Origin of the sequence: Flavobacterium sp., assembly GCF_027483985.1 — a bacterium.
Lineage (GTDB): Bacteria > Bacteroidota > Bacteroidia > Flavobacteriales > Flavobacteriaceae > Flavobacterium.
In genome coordinates this window covers 142,014-167,457 of record NZ_JAIXTJ010000056.1, presented here as the reverse complement: position 1 = coordinate 167,457, position 25,444 = coordinate 142,014, and the positions used below count along the sequence as shown (strand labels likewise).

At 31.7% G+C, this 25,444-nt stretch carries 20 protein-coding genes; 16 read left to right on the top strand and 4 right to left on the bottom strand.

Features of this window, described 5'->3' with window-relative positions:
• The first annotated feature begins 70 nt into the window (after nt 1-70).
• The 4 genes from Q0050_RS14605 to Q0050_RS14590 all read left to right on the top strand — a co-directional run bounded on the left by Q0050_RS14605 (nt 71) and on the right by Q0050_RS14590 (nt 3,407).
• Nucleotides 71-2,188, top strand: a complete 2,118-nt coding sequence (locus Q0050_RS14605) for a glutamine--tRNA ligase/YqeY domain fusion protein (RefSeq protein WP_298397500.1) — start codon at nt 71-73, stop codon at nt 2,186-2,188.
• 281 nt (nt 2,189-2,469) lie between these two features.
• Complete coding sequence (locus Q0050_RS14600; RefSeq protein ID WP_298397498.1) at nt 2,470-2,799, top strand: YtxH domain-containing protein; 330 nt, start codon at nt 2,470-2,472, stop codon at nt 2,797-2,799.
• Nucleotides 2,799-3,149 (top strand): competence protein, encoded by a 351-nt coding sequence (locus Q0050_RS14595; protein WP_298397496.1) that lies wholly within the window; start codon nt 2,799-2,801, stop codon nt 3,147-3,149. The genes Q0050_RS14600 and Q0050_RS14595 overlap by 1 nt, the downstream gene beginning before the upstream one ends.
• A gap of 3 nt (nt 3,150-3,152) precedes the next feature.
• Complete coding sequence (locus tag Q0050_RS14590; protein WP_298397494.1) at nt 3,153-3,407, top strand: DUF6327 family protein; 255 nt, start codon at nt 3,153-3,155, stop codon at nt 3,405-3,407.
• Nucleotides 3,408-3,496: 89 nt separating this feature from the next.
• On the opposite strand, the gene Q0050_RS14585 is transcribed toward Q0050_RS14590, so the two are convergent.
• Nucleotides 3,497-4,483: an SPFH domain-containing protein gene (locus Q0050_RS14585; protein ID WP_298397491.1), complete on the bottom strand. Its 987-nt coding sequence runs from the start codon at nt 4,481-4,483 to the stop codon at nt 3,497-3,499.
• A 75-nt stretch (nt 4,484-4,558) separates the two neighbouring features.
• Between Q0050_RS14585 and Q0050_RS14580 the strand changes: the two genes are divergently transcribed.
• Entirely contained in the window at nt 4,559-5,218 is a 660-nt protein-coding gene (locus Q0050_RS14580; protein WP_298397488.1) for a PorT family protein, read from the top strand.
• Nucleotides 5,219-5,250: 32 nt separating this feature from the next.
• On the opposite strand, the gene gltX is transcribed toward Q0050_RS14580, so the two are convergent.
• Nucleotides 5,251-6,756 carry a glutamate--tRNA ligase gene (gltX, locus tag Q0050_RS14575; protein ID WP_298397484.1) on the bottom strand — a complete coding sequence of 502 codons (1,506 nt, stop codon included), beginning with the start codon at nt 6,754-6,756 and terminating at the stop codon, nt 5,251-5,253.
• A 179-nt stretch (nt 6,757-6,935) separates the two neighbouring features.
• Here gltX and Q0050_RS14570 point away from each other — a divergent pair, with 179 nt between their 5' ends.
• The 6 genes from Q0050_RS14570 (at nt 6,936) to Q0050_RS14545 (ending at nt 16,830) form a co-directional block, all read left to right on the top strand.
• Nucleotides 6,936-10,328 carry a DUF4175 family protein gene (locus Q0050_RS14570; RefSeq protein ID WP_298397481.1) on the top strand — a complete coding sequence of 1,131 codons (3,393 nt, stop codon included), beginning with the start codon at nt 6,936-6,938 and terminating at the stop codon, nt 10,326-10,328.
• A complete protein-coding gene (gene ybeY, locus Q0050_RS14565; protein ID WP_298397477.1) occupies nt 10,315-10,734 on the top strand; it encodes an rRNA maturation RNase YbeY in 420 nt (139 codons plus the stop codon). The genes Q0050_RS14570 and ybeY overlap by 14 nt, the downstream gene beginning before the upstream one ends.
• 88 nt (nt 10,735-10,822) lie before the next feature.
• On the top strand, nt 10,823-12,694 hold the full coding sequence (mnmG, locus tag Q0050_RS14560) for a tRNA uridine-5-carboxymethylaminomethyl(34) synthesis enzyme MnmG (protein ID WP_298397474.1): 1,872 nt from the start codon (nt 10,823-10,825) through the stop codon (nt 12,692-12,694).
• A gap of 77 nt (nt 12,695-12,771) precedes the next feature.
• Nucleotides 12,772-13,623 (top strand): class I SAM-dependent methyltransferase, encoded by an 852-nt coding sequence (locus Q0050_RS14555; RefSeq protein WP_298397471.1) that lies wholly within the window; start codon nt 12,772-12,774, stop codon nt 13,621-13,623.
• A 233-nt stretch (nt 13,624-13,856) separates the two neighbouring features.
• Nucleotides 13,857-14,435 carry an OmpH family outer membrane protein gene (locus tag Q0050_RS14550; protein WP_298397469.1) on the top strand — a complete coding sequence of 193 codons (579 nt, stop codon included), beginning with the start codon at nt 13,857-13,859 and terminating at the stop codon, nt 14,433-14,435.
• A 124-nt stretch (nt 14,436-14,559) separates the two neighbouring features.
• The gene (locus tag Q0050_RS14545) at nt 14,560-16,830 is read left to right on the top strand and encodes a helix-turn-helix domain-containing protein (protein WP_298397466.1); all 2,271 of its coding nucleotides are present in this window, start codon (nt 14,560-14,562) and stop codon (nt 16,828-16,830) included.
• A gap of 7 nt (nt 16,831-16,837) precedes the next feature.
• Here Q0050_RS14545 and Q0050_RS14540 read toward each other — a convergent pair whose 3' ends face one another.
• Both Q0050_RS14540 and Q0050_RS14535 read right to left on the bottom strand, forming a co-directional pair.
• Complete coding sequence (locus Q0050_RS14540; RefSeq protein ID WP_298397463.1) at nt 16,838-17,221, bottom strand: DoxX family protein; 384 nt, start codon at nt 17,219-17,221, stop codon at nt 16,838-16,840.
• 3 nt (nt 17,222-17,224) lie between these two features.
• The gene (locus Q0050_RS14535) at nt 17,225-18,373 is read right to left on the bottom strand and encodes a DNA polymerase III subunit delta' (RefSeq protein WP_298397460.1); all 1,149 of its coding nucleotides are present in this window, start codon (nt 18,371-18,373) and stop codon (nt 17,225-17,227) included.
• A 228-nt stretch (nt 18,374-18,601) separates the two neighbouring features.
• Between Q0050_RS14535 and Q0050_RS14530 the strand changes: the two genes are divergently transcribed.
• From Q0050_RS14530 to Q0050_RS14510, 5 genes are all read left to right on the top strand, one after another.
• The gene (locus Q0050_RS14530; protein ID WP_298397458.1) at nt 18,602-20,563 is read left to right on the top strand and encodes a hypothetical protein; all 1,962 of its coding nucleotides are present in this window, start codon (nt 18,602-18,604) and stop codon (nt 20,561-20,563) included.
• Nucleotides 20,553-20,717 (top strand): hypothetical protein, encoded by a 165-nt coding sequence (locus Q0050_RS14525; protein ID WP_298397456.1) that lies wholly within the window; start codon nt 20,553-20,555, stop codon nt 20,715-20,717. Before Q0050_RS14530 ends, Q0050_RS14525 begins: the two co-directional genes overlap by 11 nt.
• Nucleotides 20,718-20,793: 76 nt before the next feature.
• Nucleotides 20,794-21,981, top strand: coding sequence for a phosphoglycerate kinase (gene pgk, locus Q0050_RS14520; RefSeq protein WP_298397454.1), 1,188 nt, complete (start codon nt 20,794-20,796; stop codon nt 21,979-21,981).
• Nucleotides 21,982-22,084: 103 nt separating this feature from the next.
• Nucleotides 22,085-24,421 (top strand): LysM peptidoglycan-binding domain-containing protein, encoded by a 2,337-nt coding sequence (locus Q0050_RS14515; protein ID WP_298397451.1) that lies wholly within the window; start codon nt 22,085-22,087, stop codon nt 24,419-24,421.
• A 39-nt stretch (nt 24,422-24,460) separates the two neighbouring features.
• Entirely contained in the window at nt 24,461-25,444 is a 984-nt protein-coding gene (locus tag Q0050_RS14510; RefSeq protein WP_298397448.1) for a DUF4837 family protein, read from the top strand.

Here is a 25,444-nt window from a genome sequence, read left to right as displayed (position 1 = left end):
TTATCGAACTCAAAACCATAAACGATAAACTACAAACTTTTTATATCTTTGCTAAAATTACAAAATAATTATGTCAACCGAGGAAAAATCACTTCATTTTATAGAACAAATTATAGAAGACAGTTTATCAAGCGGTTTCGCTCAAGATAAGTTACGTTTTCGTTTTCCGCCTGAGCCTAATGGGTATTTACACATTGGTCACGCTAAATCAATTTGTTTAAATTTTGGTTTAGGATTAAAATATAACGCACCAGTAAACCTACGTTTTGACGATACCAATCCTGCCAAAGAAGAGCAAGAATATGTAGATGCCATCAAAGAAGATTTACTTTGGTTAGGTTTCAATTGGGCTGAAGAACGTTATGCTTCTGACTATTTTCAGCAGTTGTACGAATGGGCAGTTGCAATGATTAAAAACGGTAAAGCGTATGTAGATTCGCAATCTTCGGAAGATATGGCATTTCAAAAAGGAACGCCAACACAACCTGGAGTTGATGGACCATATAGAAATCGTTCGGTTGAAGAAAATTTGCAATTATTTGAAGCAATGAAAAATGGTGAATTTCCTGAAGGAAGTCACGTTTTAAGAGCTAAAATTGATATGGCATCCAAAAATATGTTGATGCGTGATCCATTGATGTACAGAGTTTTACATCGTCATCATCATCGAACAGGAAACGATTGGAAAATCTATCCGATGTATGATTATGCACACGGCGAAAGTGATTACATCGAACAAATCTCACATTCTATTTGTACGTTAGAATTTGTAATGCACCGTGAATTATACAATTGGTTTTTGGATCAGATTTATTCTGAACTTGATTCAGAATCTCATCATTTAAAAGTACGTCCAAATCAATATGAGTTTGCTCGTTTGAATTTGAATTATACTGTAATGAGTAAACGAAAACTATTGCAACTTGTTGAAGAAAAGGTTGTTAATGGTTGGGATGATCCAAGAATGCCTACAATTTCGGGTTTACGACGTCGTGGTTATACAGCTAAATCTATTAGAAATTTCTGTGAAACTATTGGAGTTGCTAAACGTGAAAATGTAATTGATGTATCGCTTTTAGAGTTTTGTTTGCGTGAAGATTTAAACAAAACAGCGCCAAGAGTTATGGCAGTTTTAGATCCGGTGAAGTTGGTAATTACCAATTATCCTGAAGCAAAAGAAGAATGGTTAGATGCTGAAAACAATCAAGAAGATGAAAGCGCAGGTTTCAGAAAAGTTCCTTTTTCAAGAGAGTTATACATTGAAAGAGAAGACTTTTTGGAAGTTGCTCCAGCTAAGTTTTTTAGATTAAGTATCGGAAATGAAGTGCGTCTTAAAAACGGTTATATCATTAAAGGTGAAAGTGTTACTAAAGATGCAAACGGAAAAATTACCGAAATTCAAGTAACTTATGATGAAGATTCGCGTTCAGGAAGTGGAAGTGAAGCTAGTCAAAGAAAAGTAGCTGGAACATTGCATTGGGTTTCTATCTCGCACGCTATTGAAGCAGAAGTACGTTTGTATGATAGGTTATTTATTGATGAAGCTCCAGATGCTCACAAAGAGAAAAACTTCTTGGAGTTTATGAATAAATCATCGTTAGAAGTCGTAAAAGGATTTGTAGAACCAAGTCTTGCTAACGTAAAACCAAACGATAAATTTCAGTTCCAACGATTGGGTTATTTCAATGTTGATAAAGATTCAACTGCTTCAAAATTAGTCTTTAACAAAACAGTTGGACTAAAAGATGCTTGGGAAGAGAAAGGTAAAAAAGAAGAAAATTTATTGATGAATACCTTAAAAGATCTCAATAAATATGTGAAAGAAAAAGACGAAAATGCTGCCGAAATTATCTTAAAACCAATTGTTGAAAACATAAAAAGTATCGATAATTACAGTTTGATAATCAACACCATTCTGAAAAATATTAAGAACGATAATAACGCTTTATTATTTGCTAATTTAGTTTTAAAACATTCAGATAAAGTTTCGTCAAAAGATATTGAAATCGAACAATTGACAAAATTATATTCAATGTCGTTAAAAAGTCAATTATTTTCGGTAAGAATTTCAGCAATTGAAAATTTAAAAAATGATGATGAGAATTTAAATCATTTTCAAGCTCAATTAGCAGAATTAAAAAATTCAGAGAAAAACGAAAAAGTTTTAGAATTGTTGAAAACGGTTTAATTTTAAACTATAGAATTTATAAATGAAAAACCCACTTACTAGTGGGTTTTTGTTATTATTGATAAATTCTATTATTATGTAATTTTAATAGATATTTATAATTAAAATCGACTTTCATAAATTAGTTTTAATACACTTTTTAAAATCTCTATACTACTTTTACATCTTTTAAAAAATCGTTTAAAAATTCGCTTTAAAATAAGTTTTTGTTCTTTAACTATGATTTAACACCAAAACTCGAAAAACTTTTGTAACTTTAGTATTAACAAAATTTAAAAGTTATGTCAAGTAAAAATGGAAATAGCATTTTAGCAATTTTAGCAGGTGCTGCAATCGGAGTTGGATTAGGAATTTTATTTGCACCAGACAAAGGTTCAAAAACTAGAGAAAAACTAAAAGATGGTTTTGATGACTTAAAAGGAGAAGCCAAAACAAAATGGGATTCACTAGAAGAAGATACCAAAGAAAAGTTTGCTAAAACCAAAGATGAATTAATAGAAACGGTTGAAGATTTACTTTCGAGTTCAAGTTACAAAGCAGAAGAAGCAATTACTTTTCTTGAAGAAAAATTGGCGGAGTTAAAAAAGCAAAACGCTAAACTTCAGAAATAATGGCTTTTGAAGAATTAAAAGAAAATACTGAGGCAATTCAAGAAAATGCAAAAGCTTATGTAGAAAGCAGTTTGGCTTACTACAAACTTTGGGGTTTTAAGGTTGCTATGAAAGCAACCACTTTGTTAGTCAAGTTTTTATTGATTTCAATTTGTTTGATGATTGTTTTGTTTTTTGTTTCCATAGCAGGAGCAATGGCGCTAGGACAATTATTTGATAGTTATCCTTTTGGATTTCTTGCTGTTGCAGGAATCTATTTAGTTTTGGCCTTATTATTATTTTTAGTAAAAGACAAAATTGTAGAAGGACCAATTTTAGAGAAATTTTCAGAAATATTTTTTAACGACTAAATGATGGAAAATAAGAAATATTCGTCTTATGCCGAAATTGAGCAAGAGCTAGAAATTTTGAAGGTTGAAAAAGAACTCTATTATCAAAAGATGCTTCTAAGCGTTGAAAAAACTAAAGAAAGTATTCTTCCTTCAAAATCAGTTAATTTCCTTGGAAATATGTATCAAAAGCTATTTTCAGGAACTTATGGAACGATTTTTAAAATAGCAATTCCGTATATTATCAATTGGTTTATAAATAGAAAAAGAGGCGATTAAGCCTCTTTTTTTTATCCTGCAGGGTTTATAAAACCTTGTAGGATTATTTTATTCTTTAAAATTTCGTGAATCTTAAAAGAAAGTACTAATTAAATTTCGTCAGTCGGATTAGAAGTATCACTTGGATTATAATCTGTAGAAGTAGTATCATTTTTAGATTTTACTCTTTTCGGTTGATTTTTCATCGTTTCACCAATTTGATTACTTGCTGTAAAACTTGCTACCATATTGTTCAACATATCACTTCCGGCTTGTGGTGAATTTGGTAACAAAATCAAATTAGAGTTTGTATCAGCACCAATAGCTTGTAAAGTATCATAATGTTGCGTAACTACAATCAATGCCGAAGCTTCTTGTGAATTGATTCCAACAGAGTTTAATACTTCAACACTTTCTACTAATCCACGAGCAATTTCTCTTCTTTGGTCGGCAATACCTTGACCTTGAAGTTTTTTACTTTCTGCCTCAGCTTTTGCTTTAGCCACAATTCTAATTCTTTGTGCTTCAGATTCAAATTCTGCAGCTGTTTTTTCTCTATCAGCAGCGTTGATTCTGTTCATCGCATTTTTAACTTGAATGTCTGGATCAATATCAGTAACCAAAGTATTGATAATGTCATATCCATAAGTTGTCATTGCTTCGTTCAATTCACGTTTTACAGCAATAGCAATATCATCTTTTCTAACAAAGACGTCATCCAAAATTAATTTAGGAACTTCGGCACGAACTACGTCAAAAACATACGCAGTAATTTGATCGTGAGGATATTCTAATTTATAAAAAGCTTCATATACCTTGTCTTGAATAACTTTAAACTGAACTGAAACTTTCATTTTGATAAACACGTTATCTTTAGTTTTAGTTTCAATCAATACATCAAGTTGTTGAATTCTTAAATTTACTCTTCCGGCAACTCTGTCAATAATTGGAATCTTAAGTTGTAAACCAGAGTTTCTAATACTTGTAAATTTTCCAAAACGCTCAATAACTACTGCCGTTTGTTGCTTTACAGTAAAGAATGAAGAGAATAAAATAATCAATCCGAAGACTGCTAAGACAATTAAAAATACTTCCATTGTATAATATTTAGTTTGTTAATACAGTTATTATACGAGAATAACTTATGTTTGTTACAAATAAAGATTTTAATAATGAAGAAATTAATTTTTATACTTGTTTTTTGTGCTTTCACAAATGTAGTTTTCTCACAATATAGAAACCGTGATGGAAATAGAATTGGGTTATCGGCTGGTGTTTCTCAAACTAGTTTATTTACAAATGATTTTGATGCCAAACCTGGATTAGGATTTGCTGGCGGACTTTCTGTAAGAGGAAATTATTACAACAATTGGAGTATGATTTACGGAATGCAATTTTTCAGTAATAACTTTAGTCTTGAATCAACTTCGTTAACTTCTTTGGCTAAAGAAACAGAGTTCAATTTACAAGGCGTACAAGTGCGATTATTGTTAAGTTATAATGTGGTTGAAGATCACGTTTCCTTTGATTTTGGGCCAGTTTTACAGATAAACGGAAAGCTTGCTGTAAACGAAAGAGATGAAAAAAATATTCTAAAAGGAACTATGTTAACAGCAAAACAAATAGAAGAAGTTTCTACTATCAACGGAAATTTTTATGCTGGATTTTCAGCAGGAGGCAAAGTGGTTCGTGCCGTTATTTTTTATGAATACGGATTTACCAATATTTTTAGTAAATTAAACAAAAATGATGAGTTTAAGTTACTAACAGGAAACCAAAGTATAAAAGGAAATCTTGGAACAATCAACGGACAGATTATTTTTAACTTATAAAAAAAAGCCCTGAATTTCAGGGCTTTTCTTTTCTATAATGTAGCAATCGCTTTTTCTAATCGCTTGATGGTTTCTTCTTTTCCAATCAATTCTACGATATCAAATAGATGCGGCCCTTTTAAAGCACCAACCAAACTCAATCGGAAAGGTTGCATTACTTTACCCATACCAATTTCGTTTTTAGTCATCCAATCTTTTACAATCGTTTCAATGTTTACTGAAGTGAAATCGCCAATATTTTCTAGTACAGAAATCAATTGTTGCATTAAGTTTGGTGTATCTTCTTTCCAATTTTTAGCCGCTTTTTCATCATAAGATGTTGGTGCAACAAAAAAGAAATCACTCATTTCCCAAAATTCAGAAACAAAATTAGCTCGTTCTTTTATTAACGAAACAATTTTAATTAATTTATCTTTTTCAATATCAATACCTTTTTCAGCCAAAATAGGAGCGAAGGCTTTTGCCAAACTCTCATCACTTTGCTTTTGTAGATATTGATGATTGAACCATTTGTTTTTTTCAGGATCAAATTTAGCTCCAGATTTATGAACTCTATTTAAATCAAATTTTTCAGCCAATTCTTCTAGAGAAAATAATTCTTGGTCGGTTCCGTCATTCCAACCTAAAAGTGCTAAAAAGTTTAGAACTGCTTCGGGGAAAAAGCCTTTTTCTCTATATCCAGATGAAACACCTTCTTCTGTTTTCCATTCTAAAGGGAATACTGGAAAGCCCATTTTATCGCCATCACGTTTAGATAATTTTCCGTTTCCAATTGGTTTTAAAATCAATGGTAAATGTGCAAATTCTGGAGCTTCCCAACCAAATGCTTTATACAACAAAACGTGCAAAGGCATTGAAGGTAACCATTCTTCACCACGAATTACGTGAGAAGTTTCCATTAAATGATCATCTACAATATTAGCTAAATGATAAGTTGGCATTCCGTCAGACTTGAACAAAACTTTATCGTCTAGTAAATTAGTTTCAAATTTAATATCACCACGAATGATGTCATTCAAATGCAGTGTTTCATTCACAGGAGTTTTAAATCGGATAACATAATCAGCACCTGACGCAATTCGTTGTTCAGTTTCTTCTTTAGAAATTACCAACGAAGTATCTAATTTTTCACGATTATGCCAGTTATAAATGAAAGTTTTTCCTTCAGCTTCGTGTTGTTTTCTATGCGCATCCAAAGATTCTGCTGTGTCAAAAGCATAGTATGCCCAACCCGAATTTATTAAGTCATCGGCATATTGTTTATATAAATCTTTACGTTCCGATTGACGGTAAGGTCCAAATTTTTCGTTTTTCCCAACGGTTTCACTAGGCGCAATTCCTAACCATTCTAGAGCTTCCATAATGTATTCTTCTGCTCCAGGAACAAACCTATTTTGATCGGTATCTTCAATTCTTAAATAGAAAACACCTCCATTTTTTTTTGCAAATAAATAATTAAATAAAGCGGTTCTTACGCCGCCAATATGCAATGGTCCAGTTGGACTTGGTGCAAAACGCACACGAACTTGTTTAGACATTTCTTTGGTATAAAATTATTTTAATGCGCAAAGATACAATTTCAATTATCAATTTGTGTTTCAAAAATCTTAATACTTAATACTCAAATCTTAATACACATTCCTTTTTACAAAGATTTAACTTTTATCGTAAGTATAAATTTGTACTTTTATCGGTTATAAACAAATGATTAACAATTTTGGAACATCAAAACATAATTTTCGGTAAACTCGAACAGTTTATTAAGAAGTTTTACACAAATGAGTTGCTACGTGGAACAATTTTCTTCGTCGGAATTGGTTTGTTGTATTTTCTTTTTACACTTTTTGTGGAATATTTTCTTTGGTTAAAACCTACCGCGAGAACAGTTTTATTTTGGACATTCATTGCCGTGGAACTTTTCCTATTGTTACGATTTATTTTATTTCCGATTTTTAAATTATTCAAGCTTCAAAAAGGAATTAATTATGACGATGCCTCAAAAATTATTGGAAATCATTTTAGTGAAGTAGGTGATAAGCTTACCAACTTTTTACAATTATCTGATGATACTAATAAATCTGAATTGTTGGTGGCTTCTATTGAACAAAAAGCTAATACGTTACAACCGATTCCATTTGGAAATGCAATTAACTTCGGAACTAATAAAAAGTATTTGCCTTTAGCAATTATCCCAATTTTGTTCTTTTTGTTTTTTATGATTTCAGGACAAAGTGATATTATTTCTCAAAGTTTTAATCGTGTAGTAAATTATAAACAACAATTTTTGCCGCCAGCACCTTTTGAATTTCAAGTATTGAATTCAAATTTGCAAACAGAACAGAACAAAGATTTTGTTTTAAAAGTAAAGACTGTAGGAAAAGTAGTTCCTGAAAATGCAATGATTTTTATTGGCGATGAAAGTTATTTTATGGAAACTAGTAAGGCTGGCGAATTTCAATTCGTTATTCCTAAACCTAAGGAAAATTTAGAATTTCATATCGAAGCAAATGATGTTTCATCAAATGAGTATGAATTAAATGTCGTGACAGTTCCATCAATTGCAAATTTTGAAATGGTATTGAATTTCCCAAGTTATTTAAATAAAAAATCTGAAATTATTAAAGGAACTGGAAACGCTGTACTTCCCGAAGGAACGCGTGTTACGTGGCGTATGAACACTTTAGCTACACAAAAAGTAGAATGGTTAGACGGAAGTTATAAGTTTCCATTTGCTAAAGAAGATAATCAGTTTATATTATCTAAAAGTATTACACAAAATACAGACTATCAAATTGTTACTTCTAATAATAAGGTGCAGAATTATGAGAAGTTAAACTATCAGATAGCTGTTGTTAAGGATCAATTTCCTACAATTTCGGTTGGTAAAGCTCCAGATAGTTTAAAAATTGAAAAAAATTATGTTTTGGGCCAAGTTTCTGACGATTATGGTTTATCTAAACTGCAAGTTGTTTATTATCCTAAGAATAAACCTAATGCTGTCAAACGTGGAACAATAGCTGTAAAGCGTGATATTTATGATCAATTTGTGTTTGCGTTCCCAAGTAATCTTCCAGTCGAAGAAGGTGTTTCTTATGACTATTATTTTGAGATTTTTGATAATGATAGTTTTCATAATTTCAAAAGCACTAAGTCAACTGTTTTTTCTGATAGAATTGCTACCGAATCTGAAAAAGAAGATCAGGTTTTGCAACAACAAAATGATAATATTAATTCATTAGAAAAGTCATTAAAAACCCAAGAAAAGCAAATGAACGAGATGGAGAAGTTGCAAAAGATGGGTAAAGAAAAAGATAATCTTGAATTCAAGGAACAACAAAAAGTTAATGATTTCTTGAATAAGCAAAAGCAGCAGGATGAATTAATGAAAAACTTTGCTGAGAAAATGAAAGACAATCTTGACAAAGTTAAGACCGAAAAGAAAGATGAGAATAAAGAACTTCTGAAAGAACGCCTTGACAAAGTTGAAAAGGACATTGATAAAAACAAGAAGTTATTGGATGAATTGCAAAAGTTAAATGAAAAGTTGCAAAAAGAAGAGTTGTTTGAAAAGATGGATAAGTTGAAACAACAAAGCAAAAATCAAACTAAAAGTTTGCAGCAACTTGTAGAATTAACTAAGAAATTTTACGTCGAAAAGAAAGCCGAACAAATTGCTGATAAGTTAGATAAACTTTCAGAAAAGCAAGATAAATTGTCTGAGAATGATAAAGAGAATTCAACTGAAAAACAAGAGGAAATCAATAAAGAATTCGACAAAATTCAAGAAGAATTAAATGAACTTGAAAAAGAAAATAAAGAATTAAAGGCACCAGTTGATTTGCCAGATACTGCTCCGAAAGAGAAAAGTATTGATGATGATTTAAAGAAAGCTTCTGATGAATTAAAAAAAGATTCTAAAGCTGGTGCTAAGCCAAAGCAAAAAAGTGCTTCGAAGAAGATGAAGCAAATGAGTCAGGATATGCAGGCTAGTATGGAAGCTGGTGAGATGGAACAAATGGATGAAGATGTTGCAATGCTACGTCAAATTCTAGATAATCTTTTGGCTTATTCATTTTCTCAAGAAAATGTTATGAAAGAGTTCAAAGGTTTGAGAAGAGGTTCTCCTGCGTTCAATAAAAATCTTAAGATTCAACAAGATTTAAAGCAACAGTTCAAACATGTTGATGACAGTTTGTTTGCGCTGTCTTTACGTAATCCGAAAATAGCAGAAGAAGTTACAACCGAAGTTGGAAACGTGCAGTATAATGTAGATAAAGCTTTAGAAACTCTAGCTGATGCTAACGTTCCTAAAGGTGTTTCACACCAACAATTTGCGACAAGTGCTGCAAATAAATTAGCTGATATGTTAGCTGATATAATGAACAATATGCAAATGTCGATGCAAATGTCAGGTTCTGGTAAAGGCAAACCGAAGCCAGGTCAAGGTAGCGGAATGCAATTGCCGGATATTATTAAAAAGCAAGATGGACTCGGCGAGAAGATGAAGAAGGCAATGAAGCCTGGTTCTAAACCAGGTGAAGGGAAAGAGGGTAAAGATGGAGAGCAAGGTCAAGGTAAAGACGGTCAGAAAGAAGGTAAAGACGGTAAGGGTAAATCCGGCAAAGATGGCAAAAGTGGTTCAGGTAGTTCAGGACAAGGCAATCAAGATGGAGATAACGGCGAAGATGGCGAAGGTGATGCAAAAGCCATTATGGAAATATTTAAAGAGCAGCAGCAATTGAGAGAAGCGTTGCAAAATGAATTAAACAAACAAGGTTTAGGTGGTCAAGGTCAAAATGCTTTGAATCAAATGAAGCAGATAGAAAAGCAGTTATTAAACAAAGGTTTCAATAATGAAGTCTTGCAGAAAATGCTTAATCTAAAGTATGAAATGTTGAAATTAGAAAAGGCGGTGCAACAACAAGGAGAAGAAAAGAAGCGTCAGTCAGAGACCAATAAAAAGGAATTTATTAATTCCTCCAACGCTTTACCAACACGTTTGCAAGAATATTTGAATAGCGTTGAAATTTTAAACAGACAAACATTACCTTTGCGCTCTAATTTTAACCAAAAGGTTCAAGAATATTTTAAATTAAATGATAAGTTTTAATTACGAATTAGATTTTAAACTGGATAATGAAGAGGATTTTTCATCGTGGATTTCACGTGTGATTAGTTCTGAAAACAAAAAGGAAGGTGACTTGAATTATGTGTTTTGTGATGATGAATATTTGCTTGAAATAAACAGACAATATCTAGATCACGACTATTATACCGACATTATTAGCTTTGATTACTCTGTAGGAAACGAATTACACGGTGATTTGTTTATTTCTATTGATAGAGTTAAGGAAAATGCTTCAGATTTTGAAGTTTCTTTTGATGAAGAGTTGAAGCGAGTGATCATTCACGGTATACTTCACTATGCAGGTTATAAAGATAAGTCCGTAGATGATGAGCTATTAATGCGTCAGAAAGAAGATGAAAAAATTAAGATGTTTCACGTGGAACATTAATTGTTTTTTATAAATCAAAGTACAAAATTTAGTAACGTTCCACGTGGAACAATAAATTTCACAACAGATTTTTTCTGTTATATAGAATATGTTTTTAGAAAAATATGATGTTATAGTTGTTGGTGCGGGTCACGCCGGATGTGAAGCTGCCGCTGCTGCCGCAAATCTAGGTTGTTCCACTTTATTGGTGACAATGAGTTTGCAGAACATTGCTCAAATGTCGTGTAATCCAGCTATGGGTGGAATTGCAAAAGGTCAGATTGTTCGTGAGATTGATGCGTTGGGTGGTTATTCAGGTATAATATCTGACAAGACAGCGATTCAATTTAAGATGTTAAACAAATCTAAAGGTCCAGCAATGTGGTCACCAAGAGTACAATCAGACAGAATGCGTTTTTCTGAAGAATGGAGATTGATGTTAGAGCGTACGCCAAATTTGGATTTTTATCAAGAAATGGTGTCTGGATTAATCATTACAAACGGAAAGATTGAAGGAGTGAAAACTTCGCTCGGAATTGAAATCAAAGCTAGTTCTGTTGTGTTAACAAACGGAACCTTTCTTAATGGATTAATTCATATTGGAGACAAACAATTTGGTGGAGGTAGAGCTGGTGAAAGTGCCGCATATGGAATTACAGAAGATTTAGTTAACGCAGGTTTTGAAGCAGGAAGAATGAAAACAGGTACACCACCACGAGTTGATGGACGTTCTCTTGATTATTCGAAAATGAAAGAAGAAGCTGGAGATGTTGATCCAGACAAGTTTTCGTATTCTGATGAAACTAAACCTTTGTCACATCAAAAGTCTTGTCATATGACTTATACATCTTTAGAAGTACACGATATTCTTCGTGAAGGTTTTGATCGTTCGCCAATGTTTAATGGTAGAATTAAATCGCTAGGACCAAGATATTGTCCTTCTATTGAGGATAAAATTAATCGTTTTGCTGATAAAGAAAGACATCAGTTGTTTGTTGAGCCTGAAGGTTGGGATACAGTAGAAGTTTATGTAAATGGTTTTTCAACCTCGCTTCCAGAAGATGTTCAGTTTAAAGCTTTACGTTCTGTTGAAGGTTTTGAAAAAGTGAAGTTTTTTAGACCAGGATACGCTATTGAATATGATTATTTTCCGCCAACGCAGTTGAAGCATACATTAGAAACTAAGTTAATTGATGGATTATATTTTGCAGGTCAAATTAACGGAACCACAGGATATGAAGAAGCAGCTTCGCAAGGAATGATGGCTGGAATTAATGCAGCATTAAAAGTTAAGGAACAAGAACCAATGATTTTAAAACGTGATGAGGCTTATATTGGTGTTCTTATTGATGATTTAATTACCAAAGGAACAGAAGAACCTTATCGTATGTTTACTTCACGTGCTGAATATAGAACGCTATTAAGACAAGATAATGCTGATGCTAGGTTAACGCCTAAATCATTTGAAATTGGTCTAGCTTCAGAAAAAAGAATGCGTAGAATGGAGGATAAGTTTTCTAAAAGTGAAGCAATGGTAAATTTCTTCAAAGAAACTAGTGTTACCATTGAAGAAGCTAATCCAATTTTAGAAGCTAAAGGAAGTTCGCCAATGACGCAATCGGATAAAATGTTTAAAGTATTTTCTCGTCCGCAAATTGATTTGGGTGATTTCGTTAAATTTGAAAAAGTACACCAATATATTTCTGAGCACGATTTGGATAAAGAAATTATTGAACAAGCCGAAATAAATGTAAAATATTCTGGTTATATCGAAAAAGAACGCAATAATGCTGATAAGTTAACGCGACTTGAAGATGTGAAAATACCTTCTGATTTTGATTATGAAAAATTAAAATCAATGTCGATTGAAGCCAAACAGAAGTTAACCAAAATAAGACCCGTTACCATTTCGCAAGCTTCTAGAATCAGTGGAGTTTCGCCAAGTGATATTTCCGTTTTATTAATTCATATGGGCAGATAGAAACTCATCGTTACAGTTAAATAAATTGTTCCACGTGAAACTAACTTTGCCACAGCCTATAAAATAAGAGATTTTTAATGAATATTGACAAGACTAAACATTTTCTAAACGTAAAAGATCATTCCGTTTCTCAAGAAACTTTCGAGTTGCTGTATGATTCCGATTTAGATATGTTGATTACACATCCACAACCTAGTTTAGAAAAACTACCAAGTTATTACGAAAGTGTTAATTATATTTCCCACACTGATGGAAATAAATCGCTGTTCGAAAAAATGTATCAATTTGTAAAATCAATTGCATTAAAAAACAAATTGAAATTAATTAATTCAGAATCACCTAAAGGAAGAATTTTAGATATTGGAGCTGGTGTTGGTGATTTTCTTTCTGTAGCAAAAAATGATGGTTGGGAAATTATTGGAAAAGAACCAAGCGAAAAAGCTAAAGCTATTGCTCAAAAAAAAGGAGTTGTTTTTGTAAATGATTTAATAGAATTAGAAAGCAATTCATTTGATGTAATTACAATGTGGCACGTTCTAGAACACGTTCCCGATTTAGAAAATCAAATTGCTGAATTAAAAAGGTTGCTAAAACCCAATGGAACCATTTTAATTGCTGTTCCGAACTTTAAATCATTTGATGCAAATCATTATAAACATTTTTGGGCTGCTTATGATGTACCCATTCATTTATGGCATTTTTCAAAAACAGCAATCCAAAAATTATTTCAAAAACAAAATCTTGAATTAGTAAAAGTACTACCAATGAAATTTGATAGTTTTTATGTGAGTTTATTATCTGAAAAATATAAAACTGGAAAAATGAATTTTGTCAAAGCTTTTTATATTGGTTTACTATCAAATTGGAAAGGAAGTCAAAATTTAGAATATTCTTCCCATATTTATGTGATAAAAAACGCTAAAAATTAAAATAAAAGCGAATTTTAAACAAAAAAGACTACTAATGGCCAAAACGATGTTGAAAATTAGAATTGCTCTTAAATCGCTTTATTTAAAGTTGGTTTTAATAGCAAATAACTATGGTCTTTTTTATATCAATAACAAACAATTATATCAATAAAAAGCATTCAATTTTGTAACTTTTTATCTTTTAAGAGTAAAATTTTATACTTTTGGCAAATACAAAAAATAACAAATTTAAAATGAAGAAAATTATAGTAGGTCTAGCAATGGCGGCAGCAATTATTTCGTGTAATAATTCAACAGACGCAAAAGAATTTAAAACAGCATATATTGACACTAATAAATTGCTAGATGAATCAACAGAGAAAAAAGATATTGAAGAAAAATATAAGGCAAAAGCCGATGTAATGGATTCAAGACTAAAAGTTGCAGCAGAAAAGTTTCAAAGTGAAGCAGCAAGTTTTAAACAAAATGCAATGGCTAATGGTCAAGCTTGGGCGCAACAAAAAGGTGCTGAATTGCAACAAAGAGAACAAGAGTTACAATACGCTCAACAAGGAATGTTGCAACAATTGCAAGCTGAAAGTGGTAAAGAAATGGATTCTTTAGTAACTAAATACAAAAAAATATTCAAAGAATACGGAAAAGAAAAAGGATACGATTATGTATTTGGTACAGGTGAAGCAGCTACAGTTTTATACGCGAAAGACAGTTACGATATTACAAAAGAATTGATCAAAATCGTAAACGATAAATACAAATCTGAAGGTAAAAAAGAAGAAAAACCAGCAGATAAGAAAGAAGCTGCAAAAAAATAATTCTTGTAATTCATAAATTAAGATTCCAAATTCTTGTTTGTAAACAGAGTTTGGATTTTTTTTATTTTATTTTTCTTTTAAATTGATTTACAAACTTTTATATTTGCTCTTTAAAATATAAGCCATGGAATTTGTATCTGCAGAAGCAAAATATGTTTTGCAATTTATCAATCAAACCAATCGTTCGGTTTTTCTAACTGGAAAAGCAGGAACAGGAAAGACCACTCTGCTTAAAGAAATTATTCAAACTACGCACAAGAATACTATAGTTGTTGCGCCAACCGGAATTGCAGCGCTAAACGCTGGCGGAGTTACCATTCATTCAATGTTTCAATTGCCTTTTGGTGGCTTTTTGCCTGACAATTCAGTGCCGCAATTTACAGAAAGTTCCAAATTTGAAAGTCGTGCTACTTTGCGTAGACATTTCAAAATGAGCGGTTTAAAAAAATCGGTAATTAAGAATATGGAACTTCTCATAATTGACGAAGTGAGTATGTTACGTTCCGATTTGCTCGATGCAATGGATTTTATGTTACAATCCGTTAGGAAAAAAACGCAGGCTTTTGGTGGTGTTCAGGTACTTTTTATTGGTGATTTATTGCAACTTCCGCCTGTAATTCGTGACGATGAATGGAGAACTTTAAAACAACATTACAGAGGAAAATTCTTTTTTCACGCACACGTTATTGAACAAAATCCGCCTTTATATATTGAACTTTCTAAAATTTTTCGTCAAACAGATGAACAATTTATTTCTGTTCTCAACAATCTAAGAAACAATACAATAACGCCAAATGATATTCAAATTTTAAATCAATTTGTGCAACCAAATTTTGATTTAAAAGCCAATAAAGGTTACATTACTTTAACAACTCACAACGCCAAAGCAGATAGTATTAATTCGCAATCATTGTTAGATCTAAATGGAAATGTAAAGAGTTATTATGCTGAAATAACAGGAGATTTTCCTGATAAAATTTATCCTTTAGAAGAAAAATTGGAGCTTAAAATTGGAGCTCAAATTATGTTCATCAAAAATGATTTATCGTTTGATAAAAAATTCTTCAACGGAAAAATGGGATTTATTGAATCGATTTCAGAAAAGGAAATTATGGTACATTTTCCAGAAGAAAATAAAACTATCGAAGTTGAAAAATATGAGTGGCAAAACATTAGATATTCAATAGATGAAAACACCAAAGAAGTTCAAGAAGAAGTTTTAGGAACTTTTGTACACTATCCGATAAAATTAGCTTGGGCAATAACGGTACATAAAAGCCAAGGATTAACCTTTGACAAAGCAGCGCTTGATGTATCACAAGTTTTTCTTCCAGGACAAGCTTATGTTGCGCTTTCGCGTTTACGCTCTTTAAACGGCTTAATTTTGCTATCTCCGCTTAAAATGAATGGTATTTCTAACGATCAAGATGTGATGAACTATTCTTTGAATAAAGCATCTGAAGAATATTTGAAAAATTCATTGCAACACGAAACTAAAAATTTTATTCATAACTATTTGATAGCTAGTTTTGATTGGCTTGAACTTGCTCAACAATGGAGAAATCACAAGTTCAGTTATTTAGATAGCGATAAATCGGTTAAATCTAAACACGCAAATTGGGCGGCTGAACAATTGCAACTTTGCGACTCTATAATTGATCCTTCTTCAAAATTTATTTCACAATTAAACAAACTTTTTTCTGTAGAAAATAGTGATTATCAATTTATTAATGAAAGAGTTATGGCTGCTTATGGCTACTTTTTTGATAAATTAGACAAGTTAGAATATGAAATTTTGTATAAGATTGAAGAAGTAAAAAGAATTAAACAAGTTAAACAATTTTATGATGAATTGCTAGAGTTAGAAGATTTGCAAACCAAAGCGGTTTTAAAATTGATGAAAGCCAAGTTGCTAATGGAAACCATCATTAGCAGAAAAACCATTACTAAAGAATCTCTATCTTCTTCTGAAATAAAGAATTATAAACTTCACAAAACCGAGAGAGTTATTGAAGATTTTAAGCGAAATAATCAAAACTTGATAGAAGATAAAGAAGAGGTTAGCTACTACGAACCTAAGAAAAAGAAAACTGATAAAGTTCCTAAAAAAGCTACTTCACAAATAACTTACGAATTCTGGATAGAAAAAAATTCTATTGAAGAAATTGCTAATTTAAGAAAGTTAACGGTTGCCACTATATTATCACATTTCACTAAACTTATTCAAGACAAAGCGGTTAGCATAAACGATATAATGCCCGAAGATAAAATCGAACAGTTAACCAAAGCTTTTTATGGATACAAAGAAGAATCGTTAACACCAATGAAAGAACAACTTGGTGATGCATTCACGTGGGAAGAGTTAAGAATGTTTAAAGCAAGTTTAAATGTTTAAAACCATATTAACTTAACCAAAAAACACCCAATATTGCAACAACAAAATAGATAGCAATGGTTCTTGCTCCATCATAATCCTTGGCCAATCGTTGCCCAAAAAGCATCATTAGTAAAGTAATTGACGAAAAAACAGCACCGTAAAATCCAAAAACTCTTTCGCCATTAACATACAGTTGAATAATACCAACAACACTAGAAATTCCGGCGATTAATTCAAAAAAAACCAAGACACCAACTGCTTGCGGAACATAATTTTTAAGTATTGTTTTTTCAAAATGTGGCTTCATCCAAGCCATAGTATCATTCCAATGAAATAATTTTTCGTGGGCAGACATTATAAAAGTAATGGTTAAGAAGGTTAATACCAAAACCGAAGCTGTATTGTTCATAGATTATTTTTTATGAATTAAACGGGTAAGTTTTATTGATAAATCGGTTAAAATTATTTTTGCATTTCCGTTGCGTTCAATGTGATAGCTAGCATCAGAAAGCTCTTGGAATATCTCAGTAATATTATTGCCGGTGACAAAAGGCGCAAAATTTTCCAATTTAAATTTGTCAACAGTTGGTTCCATGTAAACAAGTTGTTCTGCTTGATAATTTAGCAGCATCGCTTGCCTAAACATATCAATGCAATAATTTAGAAATTTCTTTTGAGCTTCTCGGCCTAAACTAGCAATTTGCTCACTCCATGTAATTAATTCTAGAACTGCAGCAGCATTTCCTTTGGCTCTAAAAGCGGCTCTGATCCAATCAACAAACCATTTTTCGAACGGAAGTTCTTCATTGTCTTCTTTTAAAATATGTAAAGCTTTGTTATAATTTCCTTGAGCTTGATGAGCAATTTTAAAAGCTAATTTTTCGTCTATTTTTTCACGTGAAACCAATGCTTCTGTAATCGTGTTTTCGGGTAAACCGTTAAAATGCAAAACCTGACAACGTGATCTTATGGTTTGAATAATATCTTCTTCATTTTCAGAAATCAAAATAAAAACCGTTTTATCGGTTGGTTCTTCTAGAAGTTTTAAAAGCTTATTAGACGCCGCAATATTCATTTTATCAGCCATCCAAATAATCATTATTTTGTAACTTCCTTCAAGAGATTTTAACGCCAAAGATTTTAAAATTTCCTGAGCGTCATCTACACGAATTTCGCCTTGCTTGTTTTGAACGCCCAACATTTTGTACCAGTCAAACAAGCTGCCGTAAATGTTATTAGAAATAAATTCGCGCCAATCATTAATGAAATCAATGCTTTTGGGTTTAGTTTTTACATCTTCAGTAGTAACTGTTGGATAAATAAAATGTAAGTCCGGATGTTGTAAATGATTGAATTTAAGGTTACAAGACTCATTTCCGCCTGAATTTTCGTGATCAGTATTTTGACAAACTATATATTGAGCATAAGCTAAAGCCATAGCTAGTGTTCCTGATCCTTCTGGACCAATAAATAATTGCGCGTGAGGAATTCTTCCCAAGCTAGCACTTCTAATTAAGTGATTTTTAATGTGTTCTTGACCTAGTATTTCTGAAAACTGCATAAGCAAAGATAATAGAAATTCGCTTTTAAATTGTTAATAACTTCAAAAAAACACGTAAGATTTATCTTTCATTTAAAATTTAATTATAAGAAAAAAACCCAAAAACCACTAAATTATAGCGTTTTATCGGAATAAAGTGCGGTTTGTCGATAATTTATTCTACTTTTGAATTGTTAATAACCATTGTATCGAATGTTTTAAAGACCCAAATCTAAAAAACTTAGGATTATGAATGCTACAAACTTCAGCAAGAAAATAGTTTTGTTAACCATTTTATTAGGTTCTGTTTATAGTTATGCACAACTTTCGGTGCCTTTTAAGATGCGCTATCAAGGATTTGTCAAAGGAGACATAACTGTAATTGCAAACAATAGTGTAAATCGTGTTGATTTTACAAATTCAGTAAACGAGCCTTATTACAATTTGACTTCTTATGCTAAATTGAATGATGAATTTGAAATGGCTTATATTGATATTGACGAAGATGAATCTACTTTTTCATCTAGCAGTGCCGAGTTATATTTAGAACAATCAAGCGCTAAAAAAATTGTTTATGCCGGACTTTATTGGTCTGGAACATACAAGTATGCTGCAGGATATCAAAAATCTGAAAAAAAGTTTGTTGCATCTGATCCATCAAGAGGAAGTTTTTCTAATGTAAAATTAAAATTACCAAATCGAGATAAATACGTTGACATTTCAGGACAAGTATTGTTTGATGGCGCTAATAAAAATGAATTTGATGCGTTTGCTCCTTATGCTGTTTATGCCGATATTACAAATTATGTAAAAGAATTATCAAATCCATCAGGTGTATTTACCGTAGCCAATGTTAAAGCTACCCAAGGTGTAATCGAAGGTGGTGTTGCTGCTGGATGGACCATTTTTGTGGTTTATGAAGATCAAAATATGAGCGGAAAATTTGTAACTAGTTTTGATGGCTTTGCTGGAGTTACAGACAAGTCAACAGATATTAATTTTACGGGTTTTCAAACTTTACCTAACGGAAATGTGAAGGCTAAAATAGCTTGTGCAGCTTTAGAAGGTGACAATAATTTAATTGGTGATGAATTGCTTTTTACATCAAATCCTAGTAAGATTTTCACGCCATTAAGTACGAACATTAGAAAAGAAACCAATTTTTTCAACAGTTCTATTACTATCGAGAATCAAAATTTTTCAAATCGATTTCCAGATAGTAAAAATACTTTAGGTTATGACACTTGTTTGTTTACTATTCCAAATCCAAACAATAGTGTTGTTGAAAATAATAGCAAAGAAATGACGTTGCGACTTAAATCAAATGGTGATAGATGTTTTATGTTTTTTACAGCACTAAGTGTAGAGGTTACACCATCTGATGAGGAAATTATTTACGCTTCAAGCGATGATAAACCGTTAAAAATTGCTTCTAATAAAAATCTTTTAAAGTTTATTCCAGCAAACAAGGATTTTCTTATCGAAGATTATAAAACAAGTTCGTCTATAAATAGAAACAAAAAAAATTCATACATTGATGCTAACAATAAACTAATAGAAGTTCAAACTGCGTCTATATCTAGTGCAGAATCTGGATATTACATTATTGCTAATATTTTTAAAACCGAGCAAAGCGCTATTGAATTTGTAACGTTCCTAAAAACTAAAGGGTTTGAAGCCGACTTTTTTACAAACTCCTTAAATAATTTTCGATATGTTTATTTAAAAAAAGGCAATGATTTAAATCAGCTTGTTGACCAATATGTTTCAAAAATAGATGATACCTATGAGGATAGAATGCAGATTTTAGCCGTTAATAAAAATAATAATCAACTAATTGCTGATTTAAGTAAAAAAGAAGATAACACTAAACAAATTGCTTCTATTAAAGAACCGTTAAACAACCAATTATTTGACGTTCAAATAGTTTCAATACCAAACGAACCCAAAGGTTATTATCTAGTTGCCAATGTTTTTTCAATTACTTCAAATTCAACTAACTTTTTAAATTTATTAAAATCTAAAGGGTTGAATCCTAAAGTTTTAATTAATCCACTTAACAATTTTAAGTACGTTTATTTGAAAAAAACAGAAGACGAGCAAGAAGCCCAATCGTTGTATTTATCTAAGTTAAATAACACTTATCAAGATAAATTGTGGATATTATCGGTTAACAACAACAACACATTAATTACAAATAATGACGATTAACGTTTTGATATACGGTATCTATAAATCTATTGTAGAAAAGAAGAATATGTTTCCTGAAATTATCAGCGAGATTGATTTCAAGTGCAGTGTTTTTGGTAGAGAAGGTGTAAAAATAGGTACAAAACGTGATGACGATGATTCAGAGATTGATTAGAACTTAATTTTCTCATTTTTAATAAAAAACAAAATCATTATATTTGCGGATTACTATCCATTAATCTGCAATTTAAATGAAAACCTTAAAAGATTTCAATTTCAACAATAAAAAAGCTTTAATCAGAGTCGATTTCAATGTTCCGTTAGATGAGCATTTTAATGTAACAGACGATAATAGAATTGAAGCTGCAAAACCTACAATAGATAAAATTCTTGCCGATGGCGGAAGTGTCATTTTGATGTCACACCTAGGCCGACCAAAAGGAAAAGAAGATAAATATTCTTTAAAACATATTGTTTCTACAGTTGCTAAAGTCTTAGACAAAGAAGTTTTATTCGCTACAGATTGTCGTGGAGAACTAGCTCAAAATGCTGCTGATAATTTACAGCCAGGTCAAGTTTTGCTACTTGAAAATCTGCGTTATTATCCTGAAGAAGAAGCTGGCGATGTGGCATTTGCTAAAGAACTTGCTCAGCTTGGAGATATTTATGTAAATGATGCTTTTGGAACGGCGCACAGAGCACACGCCTCAACTACAATTATTGCGCAATTCTTTCCAAACAATAAATGTTTTGGATTGCTTTTAGCAAAAGAAATAGAAAGTCTTAATCGCGTTTTAAATAATTCTGTAAAACCCGTAACAGCGGTTCTTGGAGGTTCTAAAGTTTCTTCTAAAATTACGGTTATTGAAAATATTCTTGACAAAGTTGACCACATGATAATTGGTGGCGGAATGACTTTTACATTCGTCAAAGCTTTGGGCGGAACAATTGGCGATTCTATTTGCGAAGATGATAAGCTAGATTTAGCTCTAGAAATTCTTGAAAAAGCAAAGCAAAAGAACGTACAAATTCATATTCCGGTTGATGTTGTAGCTGCCAATGCATTTTCTAATGATGCCGAAACACAAATAGTTGATGTTCGTGAAATTCCTAACGGATGGCAAGGCCTTGATGCTGGACCAAAGTCATTAGAAAATTTCAAAAAAATTATTATGGATTCAAAAACCATTCTTTGGAATGGCCCATTAGGGGTTTTTGAAATGGAAAACTTTGCAAACGGAACCATAAAACTTGGCGAATTTATAGCAGAATCTACTGAAAATGGTGCCTTTTCATTAGTTGGTGGTGGCGATTCAGTTGCTGCCGTAAAACAGTTTGGTTTAGAAGAAAGAATGAGTTATGTTTCAACTGGCGGTGGCGCAATGTTAGAAATGTTAGAAGGACGAGTTTTGCCGGGAATTCAGGCTATTTTAGACTAAAACAGCACTTTAACAATAATTAAACAAATTATTGCGTTATTGTTACTAGATTTGCATTTAAGCATAAAATGCTGATTAATAACTTTTTGAGATTTAATAAAATATGATTATAAAAAATAAATTATCAACGATACTCTTGGTTGCCACCTCTTTTGTTTTCGGACAAGAAGCAACAATACCACAGGACTCGATTGTTAAAAAAGAAACTAAAATTTCTTACCTAGATTCTATCAAAGCAACCTTTGTTAATGATGATATGGCAACTTGCATCGATAGTCTTTGGATGAAAGAATTAACATCTTTAGATATTTACAGTACGCTATTAGAAGATATCAAAAAAATAGATATCGATAAAACGGTTGACTATGAACTACCAACAGATTTATTAAAAGAGCGATTGAAAAAATTAGATGAAAAATCACCTTTTAATATTGAGTATAACATTGGTTTAGAAAATGTTATCAAATCTTTTTTAAAGAATAGAAAGAAAGGATTTGAACGATTAATGGGGATTTCTCAATTCTATTTTCCGATATTTGAAGAGGCGTTGGCTGTGCAAAATATTCCATTAGAGATTAAATATCTTGCCGTTGTTGAGTCTGCATTAAATCCGAGAGCGGTTTCTAGAGTTGGAGCAACTGGTTTGTGGCAATTTATGTACCAAACAGGAAAACAATACGGATTGAATATTACAACTTATGTTGACGAAAGAAGTGATCCGTTACGAGCTAGTCAAGCAGCAACGCAGTACATGACCAATATGTACAAAATCTTTGGCGATTGGGATTTGGTTTTGGCTTCTTACAATTCTGGTCCAGGTAATGTGGCTAAAGCTATTCGTCGTTCTGGCGGTCAACAAAATTATTGGAATATTAGAAAAAATCTTCCAAAAGAAACTCAAGGATATCTTCCAGCTTTTTTAGCTACAATGTATATTTTTGAATACCATAAAGAACACGGAATTGTGCCCAATAAAGCGGTAGCCAATCACTTTGCTACTGACACGATTCAAATAAAAAATCATATTACTTTCAAACAAATTTCAGATTTGTTAGATATTCCAGTTGCAGAAATTCAATTTTTTAATCCTTCTTTTAAAAGAAATGAAATTCCAGCAATATCAGGAGAAAAGCACTTCTTGAGATTACCCAAAGATAAAATCTCAATTTTTACTTCTAACGAAGATAAGGTCTATGCTTATGTAAAGTATGAAGCAGATAAAAGAGAACGTCCTTATGAACGTTTGGCTTCCGTTAAGCAAAATGATTCGACCAATATTGCCTACAGCGACAGAGAGTTTGTTAATCGAACTAAATATCATAAAGTTAGAAAAGGTGATAATTTGAGTGAAATCGCTGATAAACATTTGGTCTCTATAAGCGATATAAAAAAGTGGAATAGATTAAAAAGCGATAATGCTCCGATTGGAAGAAATCTAAAAATAATTGTATCAGAAAGAATAGCTTATAAAGACAAGAAAGATAGTAAAGCCGATTCAACTGCCGTAAAAAACACAAACCTTGTTGCAAGTGAGACTAATGCAGTTGCAGTAAATGAGGCAAAAACAGAGAAGGTTTTTAAAACAGAGAAAGTTGTTGTTTTCAAAGATGTTACCAAATACCACAAAGTAAAAAAAGGTGATGTATTAGGTGAAATTGCAGATAAATATGAAGTTTCAGTAGCAGATATAAAGAAGTGGAATAAAATTAAAGGAAGCAATATTGGACTTGGCGATAATTTAAAAATTATTAAAAACGAAAAGGTAGTTACCACAGTAAAGAAAGAAGTTAAACAACCTTTTACTTCTAAAAAAGAAGTAATTGCCGCTGTGGAACCAAAGGTTTCTAAAGCTAAAAAAGAAGAAAAAGTTGATTCATCTTCTAAATCTGAGAATTATTATGTTGTTGCAAAAGGTGATAATTTAAGCGCAATTGCAAGAAAAAATAATGTTTCTGTTCAAAATATAAAAGAGTGGAATAATTTAATTGATACCAATGTTAAAGTAGGAACGCAATTAATAATTTCTGGCGAAAGCTTAACAGAAGCTAAAGAGGAAACTGTTTCAAAAGCAGATCTAAAAAATATCGAACACGTAGTTGGAAAAGGAGAATATCTTGGAACAATTGCAAGAAAGTACAATGTAACAGTTAATGATTTGTTAGAATTAAATTCACTTTCTGATACCAATATCAAAGAAGGAGATAAACTTATCGTTGGAAAAGAGCAGCCTGTTGCAATTGTTGATAAAAAAGCCAAGAAAGATGATTATGCTGCCAACCAGAAAAAAGCTAGAGAGAAAATGTACCAAGTTAGAAAAGGCGATTCTTTGTTTAGTATTTCTCAAAAATTCCCTGGGGTAACCATTTCAGACATTAAAAAATGGAATAACATCAAAGGCGAAAGCATTCAACCCGGAATGAAATTAAAAATTAACGGATAATACAAAAATCTTATATAAATTTGGGCTTTATTTCTAATCATGAATAAAGCCCTTTTTTTTGCATCAATAATTGCTGTTTTTTTAACTTCTTGTGATTCTAAAGAAGCCAAAAATAATAGCGAAACAACTCGAAAAACCAATGAAGTAGCCGTTATTATTGACGACCAACTCTGGAATGGTGAAATTGGCGATAGTGTTAGAAACAAATTTGCTTCACCAGTGGTTGGTTTACCACAAGAAGAACCCATTTTTACTTTAAATCAATATCCTGTAAAACTTCTAGAAGGATTTATGAGTAATAGTAGAAATATTATTGTGGTAAAAAAAGAAACTAAAAGTCAATTTAGAATTGTTGATAATGAATATGCCAATCCTCAAGTAGTAGTGCATGTTTCAGGTAGAACAGTACAAGAAATTTTAGATACCATTCAAGCAAATGATTCATTGATCATCAACCGAATAAGAACTTCAGAAATTAAAGTTTTTCAAGACAGAATAGAACAGGATTCACTTTTGGATTCAAAGAAAACTATCGAAAAGTTTAATATAAAAATCAGTATTCCTTCTAAGTACAGAATGGTAATGCATGGAAAAAAGTTTATTTGGTTTAAAAAAAATATTACTAGCGGCAATATGAGTTTAGTAGTTTATCAAGTGCCACTTAACAGTATTAAAGACAATGCCAAAGCAGTGAATAGAATTACGCAAATACGAGATTCAATTGGTAGAATTTATATTCACGGCGCAGTACCAAAAACTAGAATGATTACTGAACAAGCATTTGCTCCATATTTTTCAAAAACAAAAATCTTTAATAGAGCCACATTTGAAACCAAAGGAAATTGGGAGTTGTTGCATGAATCAATGAACGGACCGTTTATAAATTATGCCATCGTTGACCAACCCAACAACAGAATTTTAATCATAGAAGGATTTTGTTACGCACCATCCAAACAAAAAAGAGATTTAATGTTTGAATTAGAATCCATAATTAAATCAGTACAGTTTTTAAAAAAGAAATAA